This window comes from Panacibacter ginsenosidivorans, assembly GCF_007971225.1.
GTDB lineage: Bacteria > Bacteroidota > Bacteroidia > Chitinophagales > Chitinophagaceae > Panacibacter > Panacibacter ginsenosidivorans.
This window is the reverse complement of record NZ_CP042435.1, coordinates 5,289,577-5,312,120: the sequence shown is the minus strand read 5'-3', so window position 1 is coordinate 5,312,120 and position 22,544 is coordinate 5,289,577. Positions and strand designations below refer to the sequence as shown.

Genomic DNA, 22,544 nt, shown 5'->3' with positions numbered 1-22,544 from the left:
ATTACCTGTTTCGCATTCTTATAAATCTTTGAAGTAACTCCTCCCCTTCCTGTTTTGTGCCATTTTCGGAAAAGCCGCATTTGAGTAACACTTTTTGCGAAGGAACATTCGCAATGGTTGTTATGCCATGCAATTCATCAAACATATGATTATCAAAAAAATAATCTCTGCCAATTGCAGTTAATTCAGTTGCATAACCTTTACCCCATTCTGCAGGTAATAAAGAATAACCCAACTGTAGTTTATCTTTCTCATCTTCAAATGGCAGGGGAATTAACGCAAATGAACCAACAAATTTTTTAGTTGCCTTTTCCTCCACCGCCCAGCGGCCAAGTTTAGGATTGGCAATATAAAACTCAATATTCTGTTGCAGGAATTTATCAGAATCTTCTTTATTCATCGTCTTCCTTATATGACGCATTACTTCTTCATCTCCATTTAATGAGAAGAAATTATCTGCATCATCAATGGTGTATTGACGAACAATTAACCTGGGGGTTTCGAAAATAAGCATATGGAAATTTATAAAATCTTCTTCATAATATACATGCCACGCACTTCTTCTTTCATAACAGGAAAATCAAGCTGCAAACTTCCACAAATTTCAAAGCCATGTTTTTTGTAAAAGCTTATCGGCCCTGTGCTGCTATCCATAACTTTTAACCAAACGATTGTTTTGTTTTTTGAAATAGCTAGATCGAATACAAACTTCATTACAAATTCACCAATTCCTTTTTGTGATGCATTTTTTCTTAGGTAAATTCTTTCTAATTCCAACGCTTTTTTAGATGTATAGTTCTCAAAAGCCGCATCGATATTTAATTTCAGAAAACCCACAGGTTCTTCATTGGAATAAATAATATAAAAGAGAGCGTTTATATCTGCCAGCTCTTTTTCAAGGTTGCCAACTGAAAAACTTTCCTTAATGTACCATTCTGCATTGTCATGCCATAAGTGAAGATAATGGTCTGAATAAGCCTTTATTGCTATCTCACTTAAGAATGCAGCATCGGTAACAGCAATTTTTTGCAATCGTATATTCATGTTCAATAGGGTACTAAACGTACAAGAGTGCGACGCAACGAAAGCCAAATATTTATTCAAAAGCAAGGCTCATAACACACTAAAAAATTACTTATGTATCTCACTTGTAAAATGAAACTGTATATCAGGATTGTTTTGAATCTCTGTATTTAAAAACCATTCGCTTTGCGCAAGATAAACCGGGTGACCATCTTTATCTTCTCCGGAGTTACTTTGTTTAAAACGCAAAAAATCTTCAAGCTTTTTCTCATCATTGCTTGTAAGCCAGCAAGCTTTGTAAAAAGGCAACGTTCTGAATTCGCATGCGGCACTGTATTCGTGCAACAAGCGATATTGAATAACTTCGAACTGAAGTTCACCTACACAACCAATAATCTTTTTCGTGCCGCCAAATTGTGTGAACAACTGTGCAACGCCTTCATCTGTTAACTGCCGGATACCTTTCTCCAATTGCTTTGTTTTCATTGGATCTTTATTAACCAGCTCTTTAAATATTTCAGGCGAGAAAGATGGAATACCTGTAAAATAAAAATCTTCACCTTCTGTGAGTGTATCACCAATTTTAAAGTTGCCCGTATCAAACAAACCTACAACATCACCGGGAAATGCATCTTCAATTACATCTTTTGTGCGTGCCAAAAATGTATAAGGATTGCTGAAACGAAAATCTTTATCGAGACGAACATGATGATAATATTTGTTTCGCTCAAACTTTCCGCTGCACACACGCAGGAACGCAATCCTGTCGCGGTGTTTAGGATCTAAGTTGGCATGTATCTTAAAAACGAAACCGCTGAATTTGTCTTCACCCGCTGCAATTTCTCTTCTACTTGTTTCACGATCTCTGGGTGTTGGTGCAATGCGAATAAAAGTGTCGAGCATTTCTTTTACGCCAAAATTATTTACAGCGCTACCAAAGAAAACCGGTGCTATTTTTCCGCTTAAATAATCATCAACAGTTAATTCGCCATAAACACCATCGATTAGCTCCACATCTTCACGCAATTGCTCTGCATCGCGATCGCCAACTTTTGCATCAAGTAATTTATCGGAAAGATTGCTGATAGAAATTACATTTTCATCATCGGCTTTGGTGCTTGCCGTAAACAAACGCAAGCTTTTATCATGCAAATTATACACACCTTTAAATTCTTTACCACTGTTGATGGGCCAAGTCATCGGGTGCAAAGAAATTTTCAATTCTTTTTCTATCTCTTCTAATAGGTCGAAGCGATTCTTACCATCACGATCCATTTTGTTTATGAAAACAATTACAGGCGTATTACGCATCCGACAAACTTCCATTAACCGGCGTGTTTGCGGTTCCACACCATTTACACTGTCAATAACAAGCACCACACTATCAACAGCAGTCAATGTTCTGTAAGTATCTTCCGCAAAATCTTTGTGGCCTGGCGTATCCAAAAGGTTGATCAAAAAATCTTTGTATTCAAACGTCATCACACTCGTAGCAACAGAAATTCCACGCTGCCTTTCAATATCCATAAAATCGCTCGTTGCATGCTTCTTTATCTTGTTGCTTTTCACTGCACCAGCTGTTTGAATGGCGCCACCAAACAACAGAAATTTCTCAGTAAGCGTGGTCTTACCGGCATCCGGGTGGGAAATGATAGCAAATGTCTTGCGGCGACTGATCTCTTTTTCGTATTTCATAACAGGGCGCAAAAGTAAGGATTTGGATTTTTATGCAGCCAGCAACAGTTTTTTATGGCATCGCCTGTTGTGTCACTCACTTCAACTGTTAGAAATAAATGAGCTCTAAGAAAAAGTTTTTACGCACGAAATAGTAACAAGAATAGTAGATTTCAATGAAATAATTTAATACCAGGTTATGGTGCTTTGCCCATCTGTATTAAAATCTTCAGACATCAGTAATTTGGAATTTGCACTGTTATACAATTTTATATAATCTATAAACCCGGAACCCTGGAATATAATGCCGATCTCTTTCAACCTTCCAATAAGAGGCTCATTATAATAAGCCAGTCCTTTTACATATGTATCATTTCGATAAGCCACCAAACCATGATTGAAAGTCTGCAAAATAAAAGTGTTATAATCTTCGTAGTTGTACTGAAGTTCAGCTACATTATTTATTAAAGTTCTCCCTACACGCATTAATGCATATTCCTGCGAGCCTGGGCTTACATCGCTGGTGGATGTATTTGCAATAAATGCATCATTAGTTTCTCCCTTAATATAAACATCAATTTCACGACCAACAGTTGCAGCAAACGGGGAGCCGTTAATTGGGTTTTTTAAACCAATTTCAAAATTCAGGCTATCGCCCTTTATTCTTATAGATAATGGTATAACAAGCCTGAATTGTGTATGATAAAGATTAAATGGGCTTATTTTTATGGAACTATCGTAAATACGTGCATAACCGTTCTTTATAAAAAATTTATCTTTTATAACACGGGACATAGGATTGCCATTATAGGAAAGAAATGCACCTTGCCATTTTGAGTCCGAAGCGACTGTGGCTAATTCATTTGAATTTGTAGCAGATTGCTGACTTGAGTTGATCGCTTCTTTTTTACAGGAAAATAATGCAACAAGAAAAAACAATATGAGGGAGACCTGGAAATTTTTCATTTGACAGCATTTAGGTTTAGATTAAAGAAATACAAAATACGGAATAGCATTTGAATATCTATTTGTTAATAGATATTTTTTATGATGTGGTTTGCCGAAAAGACTTTCCGAAAGTACAAGTGAGTGACACAACAGACGGTGATAGTAGCAATTCAGTTCAGTAACAAAAACTAAAATAACACTCCTATCCCGCACAATTGAAAACTATCAGTATCATAAAAATGATTTATTTTATGGCCTATTCGGGTATCAATGAATAAAAATTTAAACATTTATTTAGCCTTCATTCTACTATTATTATCACCTTTTATTGTCGCATCTTTTTACAATATTCCATATGGGGACGATTTTTGGTATGCCAATATGGTGAAGGATCATGGAAAAATTGGAGCTGTAGCAGAATGGTACAGAACATTGTCGGGGAGATACGTAACAAATTTTATTATGAGTTATGCTGACCCGCTTGTGTATAAAAATTTTGAAGGTTTTATTATTGCCCCGTTGTTTTGCATAAGCACATTATGGTTAACATTAAGTGCACTGCTCATTACAACTATGAGCATCAATAAGAAGAGTGCTGTTTTATTAAGCGGTGCAATTACCGCATCATATTTTTTATTGATGCCTGATATTCGCGAAGGGCTTTTTTGGATGTCTGGCATGATGAATTATCATACAGGAATAATTTTGTTTTTATTATTGCTAAGAGTACTGTTTATTTTTTTCAAAGAACCCCAGGGAAATATCCTTTCAAAAAAAATCATTATTGCATATAGTATACTATCCTTCCTGCTGATGGGCATTAATGAATGCATCGCATTAGGATGGATAGGATTTTTATTTTTTATAAATGCTTATCAAATTATTGTAAAGAAAAAGACTCATCTTTTTTTATTATCACTTTTTGGAGCTGCATTTTTGGGAGCGCTTTTAATTATTTTCTGCCCGGGCAACCAACACAAGGCTGTAGAATATGCCGATGAAAACAGGAATTTTTTCGCTGCACTCTTAAATACGTGTCTTGGTATTGGCTATTATCTTTTAAAGACACTAAAAAGCCCCTTTGCATGGGGGGCTATGCTGTTATCAATTACAGTTGCGGCATCTTACACTGACATTATAAAAAAACAGTTATCCTTTATGCCGGGGCTTAAAAGCTGGCTAACATTAGCTTTTATATTTTTGGTGATGATGTATTTTCCTGCAGTTTATTTTGGAAAAGATCATATTCCGCCATTACGTGTCTCAGATACACTGATCATTTTTTTTATACTGTTCTTTATGATGAGTCTAAAATATTTGCCTGAAAAATTTTTGCGATGGGCAAATAACAGAAGAGATTTGTTATTGCGCATCGGTGTTGTTCTTTTTATCGCAGGGTTATATTTCAGTAATTTTTCCCTTATTACAAAAGAATTGGCCAGCAAAGAAATTCAACGCTACCAAGCGGAAGTAATGAACAGATTTTCAATAATTGAATCATGCGAAAGTGATACATGTACTATTCCTTCTTTCAAATATCATCCACTTACATTAGCCCCTTCAGATCCTGATCCCAAAAATGATCTTGCGCATCTGGATAAATATTTTAACCGGAAAATAATTGTTATCACTCCATAATTATTTTCTGTAAACATGCAGCAATAAAGAGCCGGGCAAAAGATCATTACTTTCCAGTCGATGCAAAACATCCGTAAATTTTTTGCCCATAAAACTTAACCATGGCGCAAATAAAAGCAACTTCTCGCTGAATATTTTTGTAAATCCACTACTAACAACGAGTGCTCTTAACTCTTTTGATGAATAGATATGCTCATGTTGCCCTTCGCCAAGATCGGGTACCAGTTTAAATCTATCCAATATAAATTCTGTAAGAGGCCAAAAGCTAAATTTATTTGGTGTGGTAATAATTAACGTGCCACCTGGTTTTAAGATTCTATAGAAGATGTTCATCAGGTTTTCCGCCTGTGCTTTTGTTATGTGCTCAATAGTTTCCAGGAAGAAAATTTTATCGATTGTATTATCATGAAAGTGGGTAGCTATATCTTCAAATATCATGTATTTGAAAGAAAGGTTCTCTAAGTGATATTGTTCCTTACAAAATTTTATTGCTTCTACATTACCATCAATGCCTGTTACAGTTGCGCCATATTGCTCTGCCAGCATATTACTTAACACACCAGAGCCACAACCAACATCTAATATCACATCGCCATTTAGAGGTTTGGCAACTTTCAACGCCTCTTTATATTTAAGCCTGTGCCATGAACGTTGCACAAAATTTCCTTCATACAATGCGTCATGCTGGTAGCTGCCTGGTATCTGGATCTTATCCCCCTTTCGCAAGATCAATTTTTTGTGGTTAGTATTACTTTGAAAATCTCTGCCAACATTTTTATTCCATTGTTTAAGATACGCACGGTGCTTTTATCCTGGTTCCTTTTGATCACCGGCACTCTTTCAATTTCAAGATTTTTCTTTTTGGCCAGGTATAAAATTTCGAAATCTATTGCAAAACCATTTGACGTGCTTTGCAGCATTGTTTGCGTAGCCGCTTCTTTTGAAAATCCTTTTAAACCACACTGCGTGTCTTTTATTTCCTTTTCAATAAAACAATAAGAAAGCATCGAAATAATATTACTCCCTAATTTCCTTAGAACAGGTAGTTTCTCATTGTAAAAAGAATTGTTGAGGCTACGGTCACCAATAGCAATATCCTTTCCTGATCTCAACGAATTAATTATTCTTTCTATGCATTCATTTGTAAACGGAATATCTGCATCTGTAAAAACCTGGTAATCGTATTGTGCATAACTGAATCCTTTTCTTAAGGCTGCGCCTTTTCCATAGTTTCTTTCAAGATCATATATTGCACAGTTGTATAATTTTTTGATTTTGCTTAAGGCAGCACTATCATTACCACCATCATTTACAATTATGAGTTCAAATAATTGAAAGCGCGTAGCCAGGTAATTATACAGATATGGCAGGTTCTTAGCAAGTGAAGCAGCGCCATTATAAGAAGGTATGATTATGCTTAATGAATAATTATCCAAAGAATAGTTTTTCGGTCATTTCTGTATTACGTAAAAATAGCATTATTCGAATACTTTTTTTCTTCAGCTTATTATAGTTAAGAATATCTTGCCAAAATTTAAAAACCAGTAAGAGTATGCCTTGTCATTTACGGTGCATATTTTAATTTATCCAAATAACGCAATGCATAAAATATCGTGGTCATATGCATTGATTGTACAATTCTTCTTTCTTCAAGCAATTGTAGTAATTCATCCATGGTAACTTCAAATACTTCGATCTCTTCATTATGATCAAGCACCTGCTCCTGTATCTTTCTTCCACCAAGTGCAATAAACATATGCATCAAGTTTGAATTGGTAGAAGGATTTGCAGAAGTACGGCCGAGATAATGTACCGTTTCAAAAGCATAACCCGTTTCTTCCAGTAATTCACGTCTTATACCATCCTCTGGTGTAGCATCTGTATCATCTACGCAACCACCGGGAATCTCAATACACACTTCGCCAAGCGCCTGACGGTATTGCTTTACAAGGATTATTTTTCCATCTTCTGTTACAGGAAATCCTGTAGCCCATTCAGGAAATTCAAATACATAATATGAATCAATAATTTTTCCATCTGGCTTTTCACATTTATCTTTTCTAACCGTAAACCAGTTCTCTTTAAATAAATATTCTGATGATAATGTTTTCCACGTTAGATCACTCATGAAGTTTAGCCCCCATCCCCTAAAGGGGAGTTTAAAAGTTATTATTATTTTTTTTGAATACCTTCTTGTTTTCTTGTTTCCTGTATTTTTTTTCTTTGTCTACCACCCTTTTCTTTCTCTCAATCCTATTATATGTTTTACATGATGTTTTCCATGCCACGCATACATACCAAGCAAATGCCAGAGACTCATTTGCTTCTTGTGTTCAGGATGCACAACGGTACGCTCCCATTGATCTTCACTCAAATCTTTTATCGTTGCATACCAGCGTTGATGCAGTGCATGCAGCAATGTTAATGAAACATTGATCGGCAAAGTCTTTACATCATTTAGTTTTGCCCATTCCTTTTCTTCATACGGGCGAATCGTTGGGTTCTCTTCTGTTAATCCCAACCTGAAACGTATGTATGCATTCATATGACTGTCCGCTACATGATGCACCAGTTGATGCACCGTCCATCCCCCTTCTCTGTATGGCGTTTCCAGTTGATGCGCATCAAGGTTTTGCACAGCCACTTCTAATTCCTCGGGTAAAAATTTTATATCAAGCAACCATGCTTCTTTTTGTTTGTGCGAAAATGATTGCGGCACATAACTCCCAATCGGGTAACGAATATCTTCTGTCATGGTAAAATTTATTTTTGTTTACAAGCCTTTGTTCTTTGTGGCATCGCCTGTTGCGTCACTCACTTGTACGTTCGGAACAATTATAAAAAAGTGAAAGGTGAAATGTGAAACATTTATGCAACTTCACTTTTCACTTTTGCCTTTTCACATTTTGAGTCTTGCAGTTCAGTACAAGAGTGCGACGCAACAGAAGCTGAATGCTTAATCAACAGTTCATAAAAGCATTCATTGTTCAGTATCATGATTCATCCCTCCACTCTTTTCCCGTCAAATGAATGAACACATCTTCAAGATTTGCTTTCTTTACTTCTTTTGGTCTTTCGAAACCAGTGGCAACAAGATCATCGATCAATTTATCAGGCGATGCAAGTGAAATAATTTTTCCCGTATCAATGATGGCAACACGATCGCAAAGAATTTCTGCTTCATCCATATAATGCGTGGTAATAATTACTGTAGCACCACGATCGCGAATGCCGCGGATTAGATCCCATAAATTTCTTCTTGCCTGCGGATCTAAGCCTGTTGTAGGTTCATCAAGAAAAATAATTTTCGGTTGATTGATGAGCGTTGTAGCAATGGAAAACCGTTGTTTTTGTCCGCCACTTAATTCTTTGAATTTACTTTTTGCCTTATCGCGAAGATTAACGGTATCTAACAATTCCATCGCATTTACAGAGCGGTTATATAAGCCTGCAAATAAACTGATCAGTTCAACCAGTTTTAAGCCGGGATAATAACCGGCAGTTTGCAACTGCACACCAATGATCTTTTTGATATCATTAGGATTTATATCAAGATTGAGACCGTCAACAGTAATTTCTCCACTTGTTTTTTCGCGTAGCGTTTCGATGATCTCCAGCGTGGTTGATTTTCCTGCACCATTAGGGCCAAGCAAACCAAATATTTCTCCTTCCTGCACATCGAAACTAATGCCGTTCACCGCCGTAAAATCGCCATATTTTTTTACAAGATTCTTAACCGAAATAATAGTCTTTGACATACACGTATAATAAGCTATAAAGGTAATTCCATTTTTATATCTGCCGTAAGGAAAGGTGCATCTGTTACATCCACATGTTTGAATCCATATTTTTTGTAGAGGGAAATTGCTGTTTGCAGCTGGCTGTTGGAGAAAAGGATTAATTTTTTTGCGTTCTTCGCTTTAGCTGCTTCCAAACATTTTTCCAATAACAGTTTGCTGATTCCCTTTCCCTGGAATGCAGTTGCAACAGTCATTTTAGCAAGCTCAAAAACTCCATACCCTTCGTTTATAATTGCTGCACTGCCTACAATTTCATCGCCCGATTTTGCAAGAAAAATGGCGCCCCCATTATCAATGATCGTTCCTTTGGGATCGTTGAGTATAAGAAGATCGTGAGATTCTGTAAGATTGTATTTGTCGAGCCACTCAAGATTCAATACTTTAAATACGGCCGCATATTCATCGGAGTATGGTATAATTTCTATCATTGCTTTCAATTTATCGCAACGTCTCTTCCAGGAGACGATTGCGGAAAAGCAAAGTAAAAGATATTAGAAGAATTGAAGGTGAAATTTATTTAAGCAGGAAGATTTGTGTAAAGTATAAATAACCACTTCTGCTTTTGGCAATACCAATACCTATCATAGAGAAATTACCTTCAATATTTTTTTTATGTCCGGGACTATTCAGCCACATATCCATTACCTGTGCTGCATTTAATTTTCCATAGGCAACATTTTCACCAGTGGCATGTAGTGTTCCTAATTTTTGAGTAAGATGTTGCATTCTTTCATCATATCCATCGTGACCAAAACTCATTCTACCTTTTGCCATATCCGCGCTGTGTTTGGTGGCCTCTGCTGTTGCAGCATCATTCATTTGCAATACATTTAACCCCATCGCAGTGCGATGCTTATTTACCAGTTTTAAAATATCGTTCTGAAGAGAAGTAAAATCTGCAGAAATATCATAAGAAACAGAAGAAGAACTTGTGTTTCGTTGCGCACAGGATGGTAAGGCTGACAAAAGTAAAAAGGTAAATAAAGTATATAAAGCAAAACGATTTGTCATTGAAAAATTTCTTTTATTGATCATTCAGCAAGTAAAGCATTTGTAGTACCAGAATTTCACAATGAATTTGTAAAAAAATCCTTACATAAAATATATAAGATTTAGAATGATGATTGTGCACTTGCCGAACAAAATTCAGGATGTACAAGAGTGCGACGCAACAACCGATGCCATAAAGTATTTCAGCCGGGTTCATAAAAAAAGTCCACAACTAAAAAAGCCGCGGACTAAAAAATAAACCCCCAATTTAATATTATATAAAACTTTCCAGTTCTTCTACCATGGCTTTACTGCCAATAAAAACAGGTGTGCGCTGGTGCAACTCTGTTGGGTGAAGATCAAGAATTCTTTCTTTGCCATTTGTTGCTTTACCACCCGCCACTTCAACAATAAAAGCGAAAGGATTACACTCGTATTGCATGCGCAGTTTACCGTTGCGGTTATCGGCGGTTGTAGGATACATAAAGATGCCACCCTTGATAAGATTGCGGTGCAGGTCAGCAACCATGCTTCCAAAATAACGCTGCGAATAAGGCCCACCGTTTGCCTTTGTTTTTTCCTGGCAGGCAGTGATATATTTCTTTACAAAATCTTCATACTGGAAGAAATTGCCATGGTTAACAGAATAGATCTTTCCATGTTCAGGGCATTTAATATCAGGATGGCTTAAACAAAATTCGCCGATAGAAGGATCGAGTGTAAAACCGTTTACACCGCGGCGTGTAGCATATACGAGCATCGTAGAAGAACCATACACCACATAACCTGCCGCTACCTGATTAATGCCGGATTGCAGAAAATCTTCTTTAGTGCATGGCCCACCGATCTTACTCTTTCTTTTGTACACACCAAAGATGGTACCGATAGAAATATTCACATCAATATTGTTGCTGCCATCAACAGGGTCGAACATTACCACATATTTGCTGTTGTTGCTGATCTCATCATCGAAGATCACAATATCATCCATCTCTTCGCTGGCACAACCTGCACAACTAATACCATGTTTCAATACATTCATAAATTGATTGTTCGCAAAAACATCCAGCTTCATTACATCTTCGCCCTGTATATTAGTTGTACCATCATAGCCAAGAATATCAGCGAGGCCTGCTTTGTTCACCTGAACATTCACACGCTTTGCTGCCAAACCAATATCTCTTAATAAGCTACTTAATTCGCCTGTAGCATTAGGTATAGTGCGGTATTGCTGAATGGTAAACTCGTCGAGCGTTAATATTTTTCTGCTGATGGCCATAGGTAGAATCGTTTAGTGCAAAAGTAGCCTTCCAAAAAAAATGTATTTTTCATTCCCCCTATCTTTGTTCAACAGGTTAGAACAATTATTAACAGGTTTCAAAAGAATCGTATGAAAGTTTTCAAATTTGGTGGTGCAAGTGTTAATAGCATAGAAAGAATTCAAAATGTGGCAGCAATTATAAAGGAGTACAGTTCAGATGAGCTGATGATCATTATTTCGGCCATGGGCAAAACCACTAATGCGCTTGAGAAAGTAGTAGAAGCATTCTTTGCAGGCGATAAAGAAAATGCATTGCAACTTTTCGATGGTATCAAAAAACAACATACAACTACTGCAAAATATCTATTGGTTACACACTTTAATGCGTGCATTGAACAACTGAATTCATTTTTTACTGAAGTGGAATGGTTGCTGCATGATAAACCTGTACGGGAATTTGATTATTACTACGATCAGGTGGTTTGTGTGGGTGAATTATTGAGCACCTGCATCGTTAGTTATTACCTGAATGAAATGAAAGTTGCCAACAAGTGGATCGATGTGCGTGACATCATCAGGACCGATGATAACTTTCGTGATGCTACGATTGACTGGACTTATACTGCACAACGTGTAAATGAATCTATCGTTCCATTATTTGCAGCAAACAAGATCATCATTACGCAAGGTTTTATCGGTGCAACAGATGAAAATGAAAGTACCACACTTGGCCGCGAAGGGAGCGATTTTACTGCCGCTATTTTTGCCAACCTTTTGAATGCCGAAAGTCAAACGATCTGGAAAGATGTAGAAGCGGTGATGAGTGCCGATCCTAAACAATTTCCTGATGCTGAAATAATTCACGAACTAAGTTTTGACGAAGTAATTGAGATGGCTTATTATGGCGCACAGATCATACATCCCAAGACCATCAAGCCTTTGCAGAATAAAGGAATACCGCTGCATGTAAAAAGTTTTATTGATCCTTCTTTGCCCGGAACGGTTATTTATAAAAAACAACCGAAACATTTGCCACCAATTATTATTATAAAACAAAACCAGGCGCTCCTGCATTTGCATAGCCAGGATTTTTCTTTTGTTGGCGAAAAACCCATGAGCCGTTTGTACGAGTTTTTTGCACATAATAAAATTCGCCCTAATCTTATTCAAACAGGTGCTATTAGTTTGCAGGTTTGTTTGGATGATAAAAGCGATAAAATAGATCATCTTGCTGCTGAAGCCAGTAATATATTTGATGTGCAGGTGGAGAAAGGTTTAAGTCTTTTAACGATTCGTCATTACACTGAAACATTGCTTGATGAAATGACTACAGGTAAAGAAATTGTATTGAAGCAACAGGATAGGCAAACAGTACAGGTGTTGTATAAGAATTAGATTTTGTTTGCAGACTTTAGTGCTTCGTGGCATCTGTGTTGTGTCACTCACTTGTACTAAATAATTTCATGGCAACATTATAACTACATTTTCATTTTATTCAGCGAGGGTCTTATCTGCAAATACACTTGACCTGCTAATGGAATATTTCTATATAAACTCTGCAAAGATGGCGGTGGAAGATTTACAGATAACTGCGCACCAAGTAAAAAGTCAACCGGACCTGCCGCAAATAATTTTCTGTTCGTACCAATAGTAAGTTTATGAATGTTGAAAATTTTATCATGATCAAATGCCTCTTCTAAAGCAAGTTCTTCTGAAGATTTTTGTACAAACTCATACCTGCCGTACACAGCTTGCTTTGTAAACTGTTGCGTTCCTTCCAATAACAAAGAATGTTCACGATCATTCTTACCGATATCATTCATACCCCATACAAATGCGGAAGTAAAATATTTTCCTTTTGCATCAACTGGTGATGCATACAACGCAGATGCAGTATAGCGCCAGATATTTTCCTCAGGATGCAATAATTCCGGGCTGTGCAAATAAGCTTGAGAAAACTGCAAAGCCCATGATTTGTTTGGATTATAAGACAGCCGGTAACTGTAACTATCAAAACGCATTGGGTCAAAATTATAGCGATGCTCATCAGGTTCCCGACCGGTAAAATCTGAAACTTCTAATTTGAATTTATCAACACGTACACCAATTGTTGCGACACCAAATGTAATATGTGTCGCATCCTGCCAGTGATGGCTTAATGGTGCGTCAGGATCATTCATTGCACTGATACGATGCATAAATGTAGGCGCACTTATAGCAGGCTCACCGGGATAACCGAAATAACCAAACACATCAACCTTCTTACTCAAACGTTGCGTGTACCCAACACTCAGTGCAGCAAAGAGATCATGCGGGTGCTGACGATCAACCAATGTCTTTCCTTCAAACGATTCGCCTGATTGAAACAATAAAGGATAGCCACTTTTGCCAACCGTTAATGCATCAAAGCTAAACATGCCCGTTACATTCAATAAACCATTTTTACCAACCTGCCTGTTATACATTACCATGAACCAGTTGGGCGCATCAAACTGCGCATCGCTGCGGAGTGCTTTCTTCAAAAGCTCCTGGTTATTATAACGCAGCCATATACTTCCATGAAACATCCACATATCTTTCTTTCCATGTTTCATCATCATATACATTGGCGTGTTATCAGGGCTCCATGATGTACCTGAACCATTGCGGCTCATCGGCAGCGATAAAGAATATGCATGATTCATTCCCGGCATCTGCATATCGCGATCCATATCTCCCATATCCATATTCATGTCCATCATAGAATCTTTTGCAGGCACTGTATCAGTCATATTCATGTTGTGCTGATGTTGTGCAGTAACCTGCAATGTTGCCAGCATAAATACTATTCCAATAAAATTTTTCATAGATTAGTTTGTTATAATTATTGTCCCGGCTGAAGTACTACTATTTTACTTTACTTGCGTCGCACTTTGCAACGCCTTGTACATTACTGAGCATCATTCAACCTTGCTGAGTCGTGAACCAAACGTACAAGAGTGCGACGCAACGAGCGCTTAATGCTTATTCAATTGTATGGTACAAAATTCATTCAATTACTGCAACAGTATGTTATACAATTATTGTTACTGCTTATAAAATTTTAGTGATCATAAACTGATGAGCCTTCCGAAGATATTCTTATCATTTTGCCAGATGCAAATGACTTCTTTTTCATTAACTGATTTGAGTAAAGGAAAACTTCCTTCACCTGCATTTATTTTTTTTCCATTTGGCAGTAAACAAACTATGTTGTTATTTTCAATCCATGCATACACATAATCGTTACCAACTGATGTTATAACACAGTTACGACCCTTACCAATTGGCTCTTCTTTTTGCCTGGGTTTACAACTGAATATTGTATCAGCCCTTCGCCATACTGTTTGTTGATTACCATTGCCATCATCAACAATACCGCCTCCATCCATCGGACACGCATTTAATTTCCAGTTACCTTGCCCAAGTTTTTTCGGCTTATCAAAATCACTTCCATCGGCGGAGTGCATAACATAAAGATCACGGTTGCCATCAATATTATTTCTGAACATAACATGTATACCAGATCGTGTAAACGAAAGAGAAGGTTTGCAACATTCACAAACCGTACCTGACGGCGATTGATAAATGATCTTATTTTTTTGCCAATGCCTGCCACCATCAACTGATAAAGCTCCTGCAATTTTATTCTTTTCATTATTGCGCAGATCAAGCCATACAGCATAAACACTATCACCATTTGCTGACAAGGAAACAAACCCTTCCTTAGCAACAGCATCCATATCATTAACCTTTCCTTGTTTTTGCCACTTATCATTTATATCGCTGTAATAGCAATGAATATCGCCATTCTTATCTGGTGCCAATACGCATAATCCACTTGTCGTGTTTACAATTTGTGGCCCACGGCCTGCCACCCCAAAAACATTTTTGATACTGTCGATGATAACTGGTTTTGAAAAGTTATTTCCCTTATCCGAAGATGAAATGCATTCTAGTTTCTCACCACTAATAAACACGATGTGCAGCATGTCTTTTGAATCAGTTGCAACAGATGGCATGCTGCCATTAATGACGACTGCTTCTGTATTCTTTACCGGTGCTTGTTGCGCATTACAAAGATTTACCAGTATCATAGAGAAAAAAAATATTATCATTCTTTTCATACATACCGTTTACAGGTGATAGTTCTTTTACATTCCTATTACGAAATGTCATTTTATTTTTTGAACGCATTAAAGATCAAATACTCAAACCGTAACAAAAATCCATTAGGCGCTGTTCTGTACATAGAACTCATAAGTTGTTGCCGGTAACCAATATCAATTCTTGCCTGGCTTTTGAATATGAATTGAACAGATGAAGCAATATCTAAATAAGAACCGTTATTACTGCCCAATGTTTGCCCAAGTAATTCTACCATCAGGTTAAGATTGGTTTGATTGTAATCAACATACTCTTTTGGTAACATTAATTTTCCAAAAGAAAGTGAATAGTTAACTGCACTATTTGATTGCACATCAGGAAATTTATTCGCATTTCCATTGTCCATTGCCTGCAAGTAAGAAAGATTTGCAGACAATGCCACTTTGTGTAACAACTGTGTGGCAACCACGCCCGTTTGCCAGCCACTGTTGTGACCATAGAGATCTATTTCCTGCTGATGAATTTCGCTGTTGTTGAAACTATACCTGCCATATGCAGCCATACGAAAATGATTGTGCACCTGGTCTGTACTTAAGAACCTGTACTTACCATAAAAACTTCCACCTTCTGCAGCAAAATTTTTATTTGCATTACTTAGAAATGCATCTGCATGCAGCATCAGCCTTTTGTTTACGCCCCACATTAATTCAGGCACAAGATGATATTCGTAATTGCTGCTCTTCTTTTCATCCATAAGCATATTGGCCATACGTATGCCTAATGAACCCAGTGGCATATTACTCGCAGGCTCTGTATAAACAAACAATTCCTGTGCATGTGCTTTAAAAGACACAAGCAAAAAAAGTATCCATATTTTTTTCATTTGACCACTGCTTTATTTAAGCAGTTCCTGTAAGTGCTTTTGCAGTTCTTCTTCTGTAGGATTTATCGCAACGATCTTTCCCGTTTTGTCTAAAAGAAAAGTATTGGGTATGTAATTCACGTTCCATACACCGGCAGTCTCTCCGGTAGCGTCAAGCACCTGCAGCCATGTGATTCCATTTTTCTTCACTGCGTCTTTCCAGCTATACGATTCATTATCCACCGAAATACCATAGATCTCAAAGCCTTTTGGCTGATATTCTGTATATAATTTTTTCAATAACGGGATTGTTTTCCTGCAAGGCACACACCAGCTTGCCCAAAAGTCGATCAGTACCACTTTTCCTTTTAAAGAACTAAGACTTATTTTCTTACCTTTTAGATCAGGAAGATTTATTTCTGCTGCCTGGCTTCCCGTCGAAATATCTTGTGAAAATGCCACCATTGCAAACAAAAGAAAAGAAAATACAGAAACTGCTTTTTTCATTTTTATAAAATTGAAATTTATTAGTGAGTGCTTAATAGTAACCTAACCACGCCGCATTCACTAAATTGTTACATGATAAATACGTTCGCCTGCTTTACCACTATCACTGCAGCAACTTTCCATAACACCTGTTGCAAAGCATTTCATAGTAGTATATCCCGCATATTTTTTAAAGTCCTTTGCTGATTCAAAATTCTTATCAAGAACGGTCAATACTTTTTCACCATTCAATGTTTGTGGTTGCACGTTAAGGAAGTGCAGGTTTATGCCGCCTACTTTTACATGCCCGTCATTCTTTATTTCCACGTTATCGAAACTAACAGTAACCTGCAGTTTGGCAACGGAAAAACCTGCATCTTCAACAGCTTTTTTTACATCATCAGGAGAAACAGTTACATCTTTTTTGAACACAATATTGTAACTCGATTCTTTGATGTTTGCCTTTACATTTTCTATAGTATTTACCTTCTGCAATGCTTCATAAATTGCTTTAGAACACATAGAACAGGTTAAACCGCTTGCTACCAGTTTTGCTTTTGTTATTTGTGCATTGGTTATTAAAGAAGCTATCAATAATACGAATGCTGTCACTAGCTTTTTCATATTTCATCATTATTTGAAATTCCGGGGTACTGTCAACCCCGGAATTATATTTTAAATTCATCTACATTGTCTTGCATTTACCGTCTTTGCAGCAATCAGCTTCCGCATCTTTTTTACAGCAACTCATATCGCTTTTGCAACAACCATCTTTACTACAATTTTCCATATCCTTGCAGCAACTTGCTTTCATATTCATTGTTGCATTAGGTCTTTCGTACTGGCAGCATTTATCTAATTTATTGTAAGATTTATCAGACGCTTTTACATCCTGTGTATCGTAGCCTGCGGCGGCAACTTTTTTCTGAATATCCATGTTGCTTGTTTTAGCAGCATCGTATTCAACTACAAGTATCTTGCTTTCCTTATCCCAAACCGCAGATGTAGCGCCTGCATCTTTAGCTGCCTTTTCTATATGGCCTTTGCACATCCCGCAATTGCCGGCAACTTTAATGGTATCTGTATTTGATTTTGCAAATGAAACAAATGAAAAGCCTGCAAACAAAAGAGCAAGCATGAAATATTTTGCTTTCATAAAATGAAATTGAAATTATGTTTAAGAATTTTTGGTACTTAACTTTTGAATAACTATTTAGCTTCGTTGTGTCACTCACTTGTACATTTGGACCAGTTATCAGCTATCGTGTATCAGTATTCAGTAAAAACTAAACATATTTTGCTGAAGCCTGACTACTGATTGCTGAAAACTATTCAGCAGTACAAGAGTGCGACGCAAGGAAAGTCTAATGGATGAACTGTAGCTGGGTTCATAAAGAACTAACTACATTAAGTAAGATCAGATTCTGAAAACGCAGTTCTGAATATAAATATCAGGAGGAGATAATAAAGGTGGCGCATGTGCAACATTTACTTCACGCTGTATTTGCGAAAGTGTAAGCCGCGCCATAAGATTATCGAAAGTATGAAGATTGATCTCTGGTGCTTTGATGGAAATGTCTGCAACTGCCTGCTGGTGTGCATCATTTACTTTTAGCAATTCATACTGATGATTGCAACAAGGCATTGGCGTTTTGCTTTCACACTTGCAGGATTTTTCCTGGTAATTGTCTAATTGTACTTCAGCAATCTTGCCCATACAATAGTGTATGTTTACCGCGAGCCCGGAAGTAAGGCCGAGGTACATAAACGCTAATATCAAGGCAACTGTCTTTTTCATGTACAATACAAAACTACATTACTAACGTAATAAACTTCATGACCTTGCGCATTTTTTTGTTAAAAGCTGATTAAGTTAGTTTACAAAGTTCCACCAGATGCCGAGCCTGAACCAGAATGGGCGTTGTGGATAATGCGGTGCAGAAAAATTATTCCTCGTGAATTTAAATTTATCGCTCGTATTAAGTGAATTGATGTTTTCTGCTCTTATGAAACCTTTAAAACTTTTGATCCTGAAATTAAAGTATGCATTTATATCGGGCCTGTTTGCAATAGTGCTGAAATCGTTCTGGTAAATAAACTGGCCCGTAAATGGAGAATAATTATCAGCATCGTAAGGAGTATTGTATCTTACTTCAAAGCCGGTTGACAAGAATAAATTTTTAAAGAAGTTACCTTCAAATGCAAAGCGCTGCCTGGTAAGTAAAACAGGGAGATTAACAGGCGGGTTACCGGCAGTTTGCTGAAAATGAGCTTCTATGTACCAATACCAGTTTTTCTTTAATTTGATTTTCTTTTGCGCACCAACATGCAGCACATTAAACAATGCAGATTCCTGCTGTGCATGAAAAAAGTCATCCATATAAACATAGTTGCTTACTATGTAATAATCACCTACAAGGCTGAGACCAAGTTTAGAAAAATTAACAGCAGCGAATGCCTTGGCTATATTTTCTTTATTAAAATTTTCACCATTTGTAATTACAGGAAAAGCGGTAACGTTGTTTGAAAAAATTGCAGACTGTGATCTGTTTACATCCTGAAAACCAAGCTGCAGATTTCCTTTATTATTTTCAAGTAGTCTTTCAAGGCTTGCATAGGCTTCATAATCTCCGGCGTAACTACCTGCACTGTAAAGACGCCCACTTATCACAACATCCCATTTTTTATTACGTGTACGGTTACGGTATTCGCCAGTGAAATAAACATTATTATATTTGGTTTTGTAAGGATAATAACCGCCAGCGATCATTTCATATCCGGCCCCAAGTTTAAGAAATTGGTTCTGGTTATTTTTCTCAGGAAAAGAAACCACTGCAAATTCGTTGGTAAGTTTACTCCATTGATCCCTGAAAGAAACGGTATCGCTGCTAAGGTTAAAATTATAATACTTCAAATACAAAGAATCTATAGGTACAAGATCCTGGAACAGATAATTCTCTCTCGTAAATTCAATACTATGCTGAAATCTTATGCGTGGATAAAATAAATGATAAGTAACAGAATCTGTAACCAATGAATCTTTCTGACCAAGATCATATTGCTGGCGAAACAAAAGAATATTTTGTTTGTATTCTGTGCCCGTAGTGATCTTTGTGGAGAATGGGTTCCTTGTAAATTGCGATTCAGTTCCCAGTCTTGTGGGTATTCTGAACGGATCACTAAAGCTCTCATTATTCGCAAGTGCTTTATCATCCTGTACGCCCCCATTATCCGATGACTGCATTTTATTATTAATAAAAATAAAGGTATTGTTGTAGCGTTTGTTCTTACTGGTATAGGCAACTGCAATACGTATATTATTATGATTCGTATTTTGGTTCTTAAAAGTTCCCGGCGCATTGATGAGCCTGAAACCAAAAGAGAAATTAAGGTTACTGTTGCGGTTTTGAGTATGCAGCATATCTATGAATTGTTCAGACTTACTGCCAAGTAAATAGGCCAGTTCGGTATAAGGCCTTGTGGTAGTGAATATTTTTGTATCCTCCACCTTGTATTTGTATACATCGTATGCATGAAAACCTGCATCAAAACCAGGTTTCATATATGGCGAGAAGATAATGGATCTGGCGGCATTTCCAAAATTGCCCAGGTCTGTGTAATTATAAGAAACAGGATAACGTGAATAAAAATCACTTACAGAAGAATCGAGCTTATATGTTTTTGTAGAATCAAAGTAATGGTAGCTGATAGTAATAGAATCTGCATACGCATCGCGATGCTGTAGTTTGTCACTCGCAGAATCTTTTCTGGAAGGGTTAATGGGCCTGCCCAGATTGTCAACCCTCCTTGTAGGAAGATCATCATTTTGAGCATGTACAGAAATGCATGCAGCCATCGCAACAAAAAAACAAATAATATAATTAGATCGCCTTTTAAGCATGTATGGTAAACAATTGCGCAAAATAAGCGTAAAGCTGTGAATGAAAAGATAATTCAGGCTACAGGTTTTAGTAATAACGCACTTATTGCTGCATATTCAGCAGGAACCTGAAGTGTGCGACGCAACAAAAGTTTAATAGCACTGCAACAGCCGGGCTCATAAAAAATACGCTTAACAACTACAAAATCCCCGTTAGCTCTTTAAATAAAGCGGTAAGTTTTGGCTCAGCCTCTTTCGCAGCCGCCAATACTTCTTCGTGTGTGATAATGTTTTCATCTTCTCTTATGCCAATGTCTGTTACCACACTTACTGCAAAAACCTTCATTCCTGCATGCGTTGCAGCAATGGCTTCCTGTACAGTGCTCATACCCACTACATCGCCGCCAACCATTTTTATAAGCATGTATTCTGCGCGGGTTTCAAAAGTGGGACCGGTAACACCGGTATAAATTCCTTCATGCAAATTATAACCGAGCTTCTTTCCTATTTCATGTGCTTTTGCGATTAACGTTTTGCTATAAGGCTCACTCATGTCAGGAAAACGTGTGCCCAGTGCTTCTTCATTTTTGCCAAGCAACGGGTTTACCGTAAAGAAGCTGATATGATCTTTTATGATCATCAGGTCGCCAACATTATATGCAGGGTTTACACTGCCTGCGGCATTAGACAACAGCAGTGTCTGTACGCCCAGCATTTTCATAACCCTCACAGGATACACCACTTGCTGTGGCATATAACCTTCATAAAAATGAAACCGGCCGGCCATCACCATTACTTTTTTACCACTAAGTGTACCAAACAACATTTTACCGCTGTGACCAATTACGGTGCTTAACGGGAAATGTGGAATTTGTTCATAGCCGATCTCCTGTTCTACCTGCATTTCTTTTACCAGATTGCCAAGTCCGCTTCCTAAAATAATTCCAACCTCTGGCGTAGCGGCGTAAATATTTTTTATGAACGAAGTGGTTTCTGTTAATTGCTGCATTAATTCAGATGCCATAATGCCTGTTTTAATATGGTGGCAAATATAGGCGATGCGGCAGCAATAATAAATTGGTGGTAATTATAAAGTGTAGTCGATTTATTTGTTGACAGGCTATAGAGCTTTGGTCATCACCTGTTGTGTCACTCACTTGTGCGTTCTTCTTTTATGGGGCAGGCGGGAAAACAAATAGGTTTAAAGCTAGTTGTATATTTGAGATCATTTGCAAATAATAAATTATAGTTTTAAAATGAAACGCATCACCTTCTTTTCCTTTTCACTTATACTACTTGCCTGTAACACACAGCCAAGCAATCAACTTTTACAAAACCGTATAGATAGTTTGCAAACCAAACTTGCCAACACATACAAGCCCGGCTTTGGAGAGTTTATGAGCGGCATTCAGATTCATCATGCAAAACTTTGGTTTGCGGGGCAAAATCAAAACTGGCAGCTTGCAGATTTTGAGGTTCATGAAATACAGGAATCGCTGGATGATATAAAAGAATATTGCACCGATAGAAAAGAAACAAATGAAATCGGTATGATAGATGCACCAATTGATAGTTTAAACAATGCCATTGCACAAAAAGATCTTGCCCGGTTTAAGAATAGTTATATTTTGCTGACAAACACCTGTAACCAATGCCATAAAGCAACAGATCATGGGTTTAATGTTATAAAAATGCCTGCAAGCCCGCCTTTCAGCAACCAGGAGTTTAGTGGCTCAGTAAAGAATCCGTCTGTACAAGTGAGTGACACAACCAAAGCCAAATAGCAGCACTATAGCTTGTACCAAAAAATAATTAACCGTATTTCAACCACTCAAATAAAACGCAAGCCTTATTTTT

General features: G+C 37.3%; 24 protein-coding genes. 3 read left to right on the top strand and 21 right to left on the bottom strand.

Going from position 1 to position 22,544, the window contains the following annotated elements; all coding sequences use genetic code 11:
* Position 1: 1 nt before the first annotated feature.
* The 4 genes from FRZ67_RS22460 to FRZ67_RS22445 form a co-directional block, all read right to left on the bottom strand.
* Positions 2-514: a GNAT family N-acetyltransferase gene (locus tag FRZ67_RS22460; protein ID WP_147192801.1), complete on the bottom strand. Its 513-nt coding sequence runs from the start codon at positions 512-514 to the stop codon at positions 2-4.
* Positions 515-522: 8 nt separating this feature from the next.
* Positions 523-1,044, bottom strand: a complete 522-nt coding sequence (locus FRZ67_RS22455; RefSeq protein WP_147192800.1) for a GNAT family N-acetyltransferase — start codon at positions 1,042-1,044, stop codon at positions 523-525.
* Positions 1,045-1,131: 87 nt separating this feature from the next.
* Positions 1,132-2,718 (bottom strand): peptide chain release factor 3, encoded by a 1,587-nt coding sequence (locus FRZ67_RS22450; RefSeq protein WP_147192799.1) that lies wholly within the window; start codon positions 2,716-2,718, stop codon positions 1,132-1,134.
* Positions 2,719-2,883: 165 nt separating this feature from the next.
* The gene (locus tag FRZ67_RS22445) at positions 2,884-3,663 is read right to left on the bottom strand and encodes a hypothetical protein (RefSeq protein WP_147192798.1); all 780 of its coding nucleotides are present in this window, start codon (positions 3,661-3,663) and stop codon (positions 2,884-2,886) included.
* A 252-nt stretch (positions 3,664-3,915) separates the two neighbouring features.
* Here FRZ67_RS22445 and FRZ67_RS22440 point away from each other — a divergent pair, with 252 nt between their 5' ends.
* On the top strand, positions 3,916-5,283 hold the full coding sequence (locus FRZ67_RS22440) for a DUF6056 family protein (RefSeq protein ID WP_147192797.1): 1,368 nt from the start codon (positions 3,916-3,918) through the stop codon (positions 5,281-5,283).
* On the opposite strand, the gene FRZ67_RS22435 is transcribed toward FRZ67_RS22440, so the two are convergent.
* The 8 genes from FRZ67_RS22435 to fbp form a co-directional block, all read right to left on the bottom strand.
* On the bottom strand, positions 5,284-6,009 hold the full coding sequence (locus FRZ67_RS22435; RefSeq protein ID WP_158638432.1) for a class I SAM-dependent methyltransferase: 726 nt from the start codon (positions 6,007-6,009) through the stop codon (positions 5,284-5,286).
* A gap of 2 nt (positions 6,010-6,011) precedes the next feature.
* Complete coding sequence (locus FRZ67_RS22430; protein ID WP_147192795.1) at positions 6,012-6,719, bottom strand: glycosyltransferase; 708 nt, start codon at positions 6,717-6,719, stop codon at positions 6,012-6,014.
* Between the two features lie 128 nt (positions 6,720-6,847).
* Positions 6,848-7,411 carry an NUDIX hydrolase gene (locus tag FRZ67_RS22425; protein WP_147192794.1) on the bottom strand — a complete coding sequence of 188 codons (564 nt, stop codon included), beginning with the start codon at positions 7,409-7,411 and terminating at the stop codon, positions 6,848-6,850.
* A 99-nt stretch (positions 7,412-7,510) separates the two neighbouring features.
* Positions 7,511-8,038 (bottom strand): YfiT family bacillithiol transferase, encoded by a 528-nt coding sequence (locus FRZ67_RS22420; RefSeq protein ID WP_147192793.1) that lies wholly within the window; start codon positions 8,036-8,038, stop codon positions 7,511-7,513.
* Positions 8,039-8,276: 238 nt separating this feature from the next.
* Positions 8,277-9,041: an ABC transporter ATP-binding protein gene (locus FRZ67_RS22415; protein ID WP_147192792.1), complete on the bottom strand. Its 765-nt coding sequence runs from the start codon at positions 9,039-9,041 to the stop codon at positions 8,277-8,279.
* Between the two features lie 14 nt (positions 9,042-9,055).
* Positions 9,056-9,511, bottom strand: a complete 456-nt coding sequence (locus FRZ67_RS22410; RefSeq protein ID WP_147192791.1) for a GNAT family N-acetyltransferase — start codon at positions 9,509-9,511, stop codon at positions 9,056-9,058.
* Positions 9,512-9,596: 85 nt separating this feature from the next.
* A complete protein-coding gene (locus FRZ67_RS22405) occupies positions 9,597-10,094 on the bottom strand; it encodes a CAP domain-containing protein (protein ID WP_158638431.1) in 498 nt (165 codons plus the stop codon).
* Positions 10,095-10,347: 253 nt separating this feature from the next.
* Positions 10,348-11,352: a class 1 fructose-bisphosphatase gene (fbp, locus tag FRZ67_RS22400; RefSeq protein ID WP_147192789.1), complete on the bottom strand. Its 1,005-nt coding sequence runs from the start codon at positions 11,350-11,352 to the stop codon at positions 10,348-10,350.
* A 111-nt stretch (positions 11,353-11,463) separates the two neighbouring features.
* On the opposite strand from fbp, the gene FRZ67_RS22395 reads away from it, so the two are divergent.
* Positions 11,464-12,729: an aspartate kinase gene (locus FRZ67_RS22395; protein ID WP_147192788.1), complete on the top strand. Its 1,266-nt coding sequence runs from the start codon at positions 11,464-11,466 to the stop codon at positions 12,727-12,729.
* An 83-nt stretch (positions 12,730-12,812) separates the two neighbouring features.
* Here FRZ67_RS22395 and FRZ67_RS22390 read toward each other — a convergent pair whose 3' ends face one another.
* The 9 genes from FRZ67_RS22390 to FRZ67_RS22350 form a co-directional block, all read right to left on the bottom strand.
* Entirely contained in the window at positions 12,813-14,180 is a 1,368-nt protein-coding gene (locus FRZ67_RS22390) for a hypothetical protein (RefSeq protein ID WP_147192787.1), read from the bottom strand.
* Positions 14,181-14,423: 243 nt separating this feature from the next.
* Entirely contained in the window at positions 14,424-15,479 is a 1,056-nt protein-coding gene (locus FRZ67_RS22385; protein WP_147192786.1) for a sialidase/neuraminidase family protein, read from the bottom strand.
* A 53-nt stretch (positions 15,480-15,532) separates the two neighbouring features.
* Positions 15,533-16,342, bottom strand: coding sequence for a hypothetical protein (locus tag FRZ67_RS22380; RefSeq protein WP_147192785.1), 810 nt, complete (start codon positions 16,340-16,342; stop codon positions 15,533-15,535).
* A gap of 12 nt (positions 16,343-16,354) precedes the next feature.
* A complete protein-coding gene (locus FRZ67_RS22375) occupies positions 16,355-16,828 on the bottom strand; it encodes a TlpA family protein disulfide reductase (protein ID WP_147192784.1) in 474 nt (157 codons plus the stop codon).
* 60 nt (positions 16,829-16,888) lie between these two features.
* Positions 16,889-17,431 (bottom strand): heavy-metal-associated domain-containing protein, encoded by a 543-nt coding sequence (locus FRZ67_RS22370; RefSeq protein ID WP_147192783.1) that lies wholly within the window; start codon positions 17,429-17,431, stop codon positions 16,889-16,891.
* Positions 17,432-17,492: 61 nt separating this feature from the next.
* Complete coding sequence (locus FRZ67_RS22365) at positions 17,493-17,963, bottom strand: heavy-metal-associated domain-containing protein (protein WP_147192782.1); 471 nt, start codon at positions 17,961-17,963, stop codon at positions 17,493-17,495.
* Between the two features lie 261 nt (positions 17,964-18,224).
* Positions 18,225-18,605 carry an HYC_CC_PP family protein gene (locus tag FRZ67_RS22360; protein ID WP_445375999.1) on the bottom strand — a complete coding sequence of 127 codons (381 nt, stop codon included), beginning with the start codon at positions 18,603-18,605 and terminating at the stop codon, positions 18,225-18,227.
* A gap of 75 nt (positions 18,606-18,680) precedes the next feature.
* On the bottom strand, positions 18,681-20,708 hold the full coding sequence (locus tag FRZ67_RS22355; RefSeq protein WP_147192780.1) for a putative porin: 2,028 nt from the start codon (positions 20,706-20,708) through the stop codon (positions 18,681-18,683).
* 178 nt (positions 20,709-20,886) lie between these two features.
* A complete protein-coding gene (locus tag FRZ67_RS22350) occupies positions 20,887-21,711 on the bottom strand; it encodes a purine-nucleoside phosphorylase (protein ID WP_147192779.1) in 825 nt (274 codons plus the stop codon).
* Between the two features lie 232 nt (positions 21,712-21,943).
* Here FRZ67_RS22350 and FRZ67_RS22345 point away from each other — a divergent pair, with 232 nt between their 5' ends.
* The gene (locus FRZ67_RS22345) at positions 21,944-22,471 is read left to right on the top strand and encodes a hypothetical protein (protein WP_147192778.1); all 528 of its coding nucleotides are present in this window, start codon (positions 21,944-21,946) and stop codon (positions 22,469-22,471) included.
* The last annotated feature ends 73 nt before the right edge of the window (positions 22,472-22,544 follow it).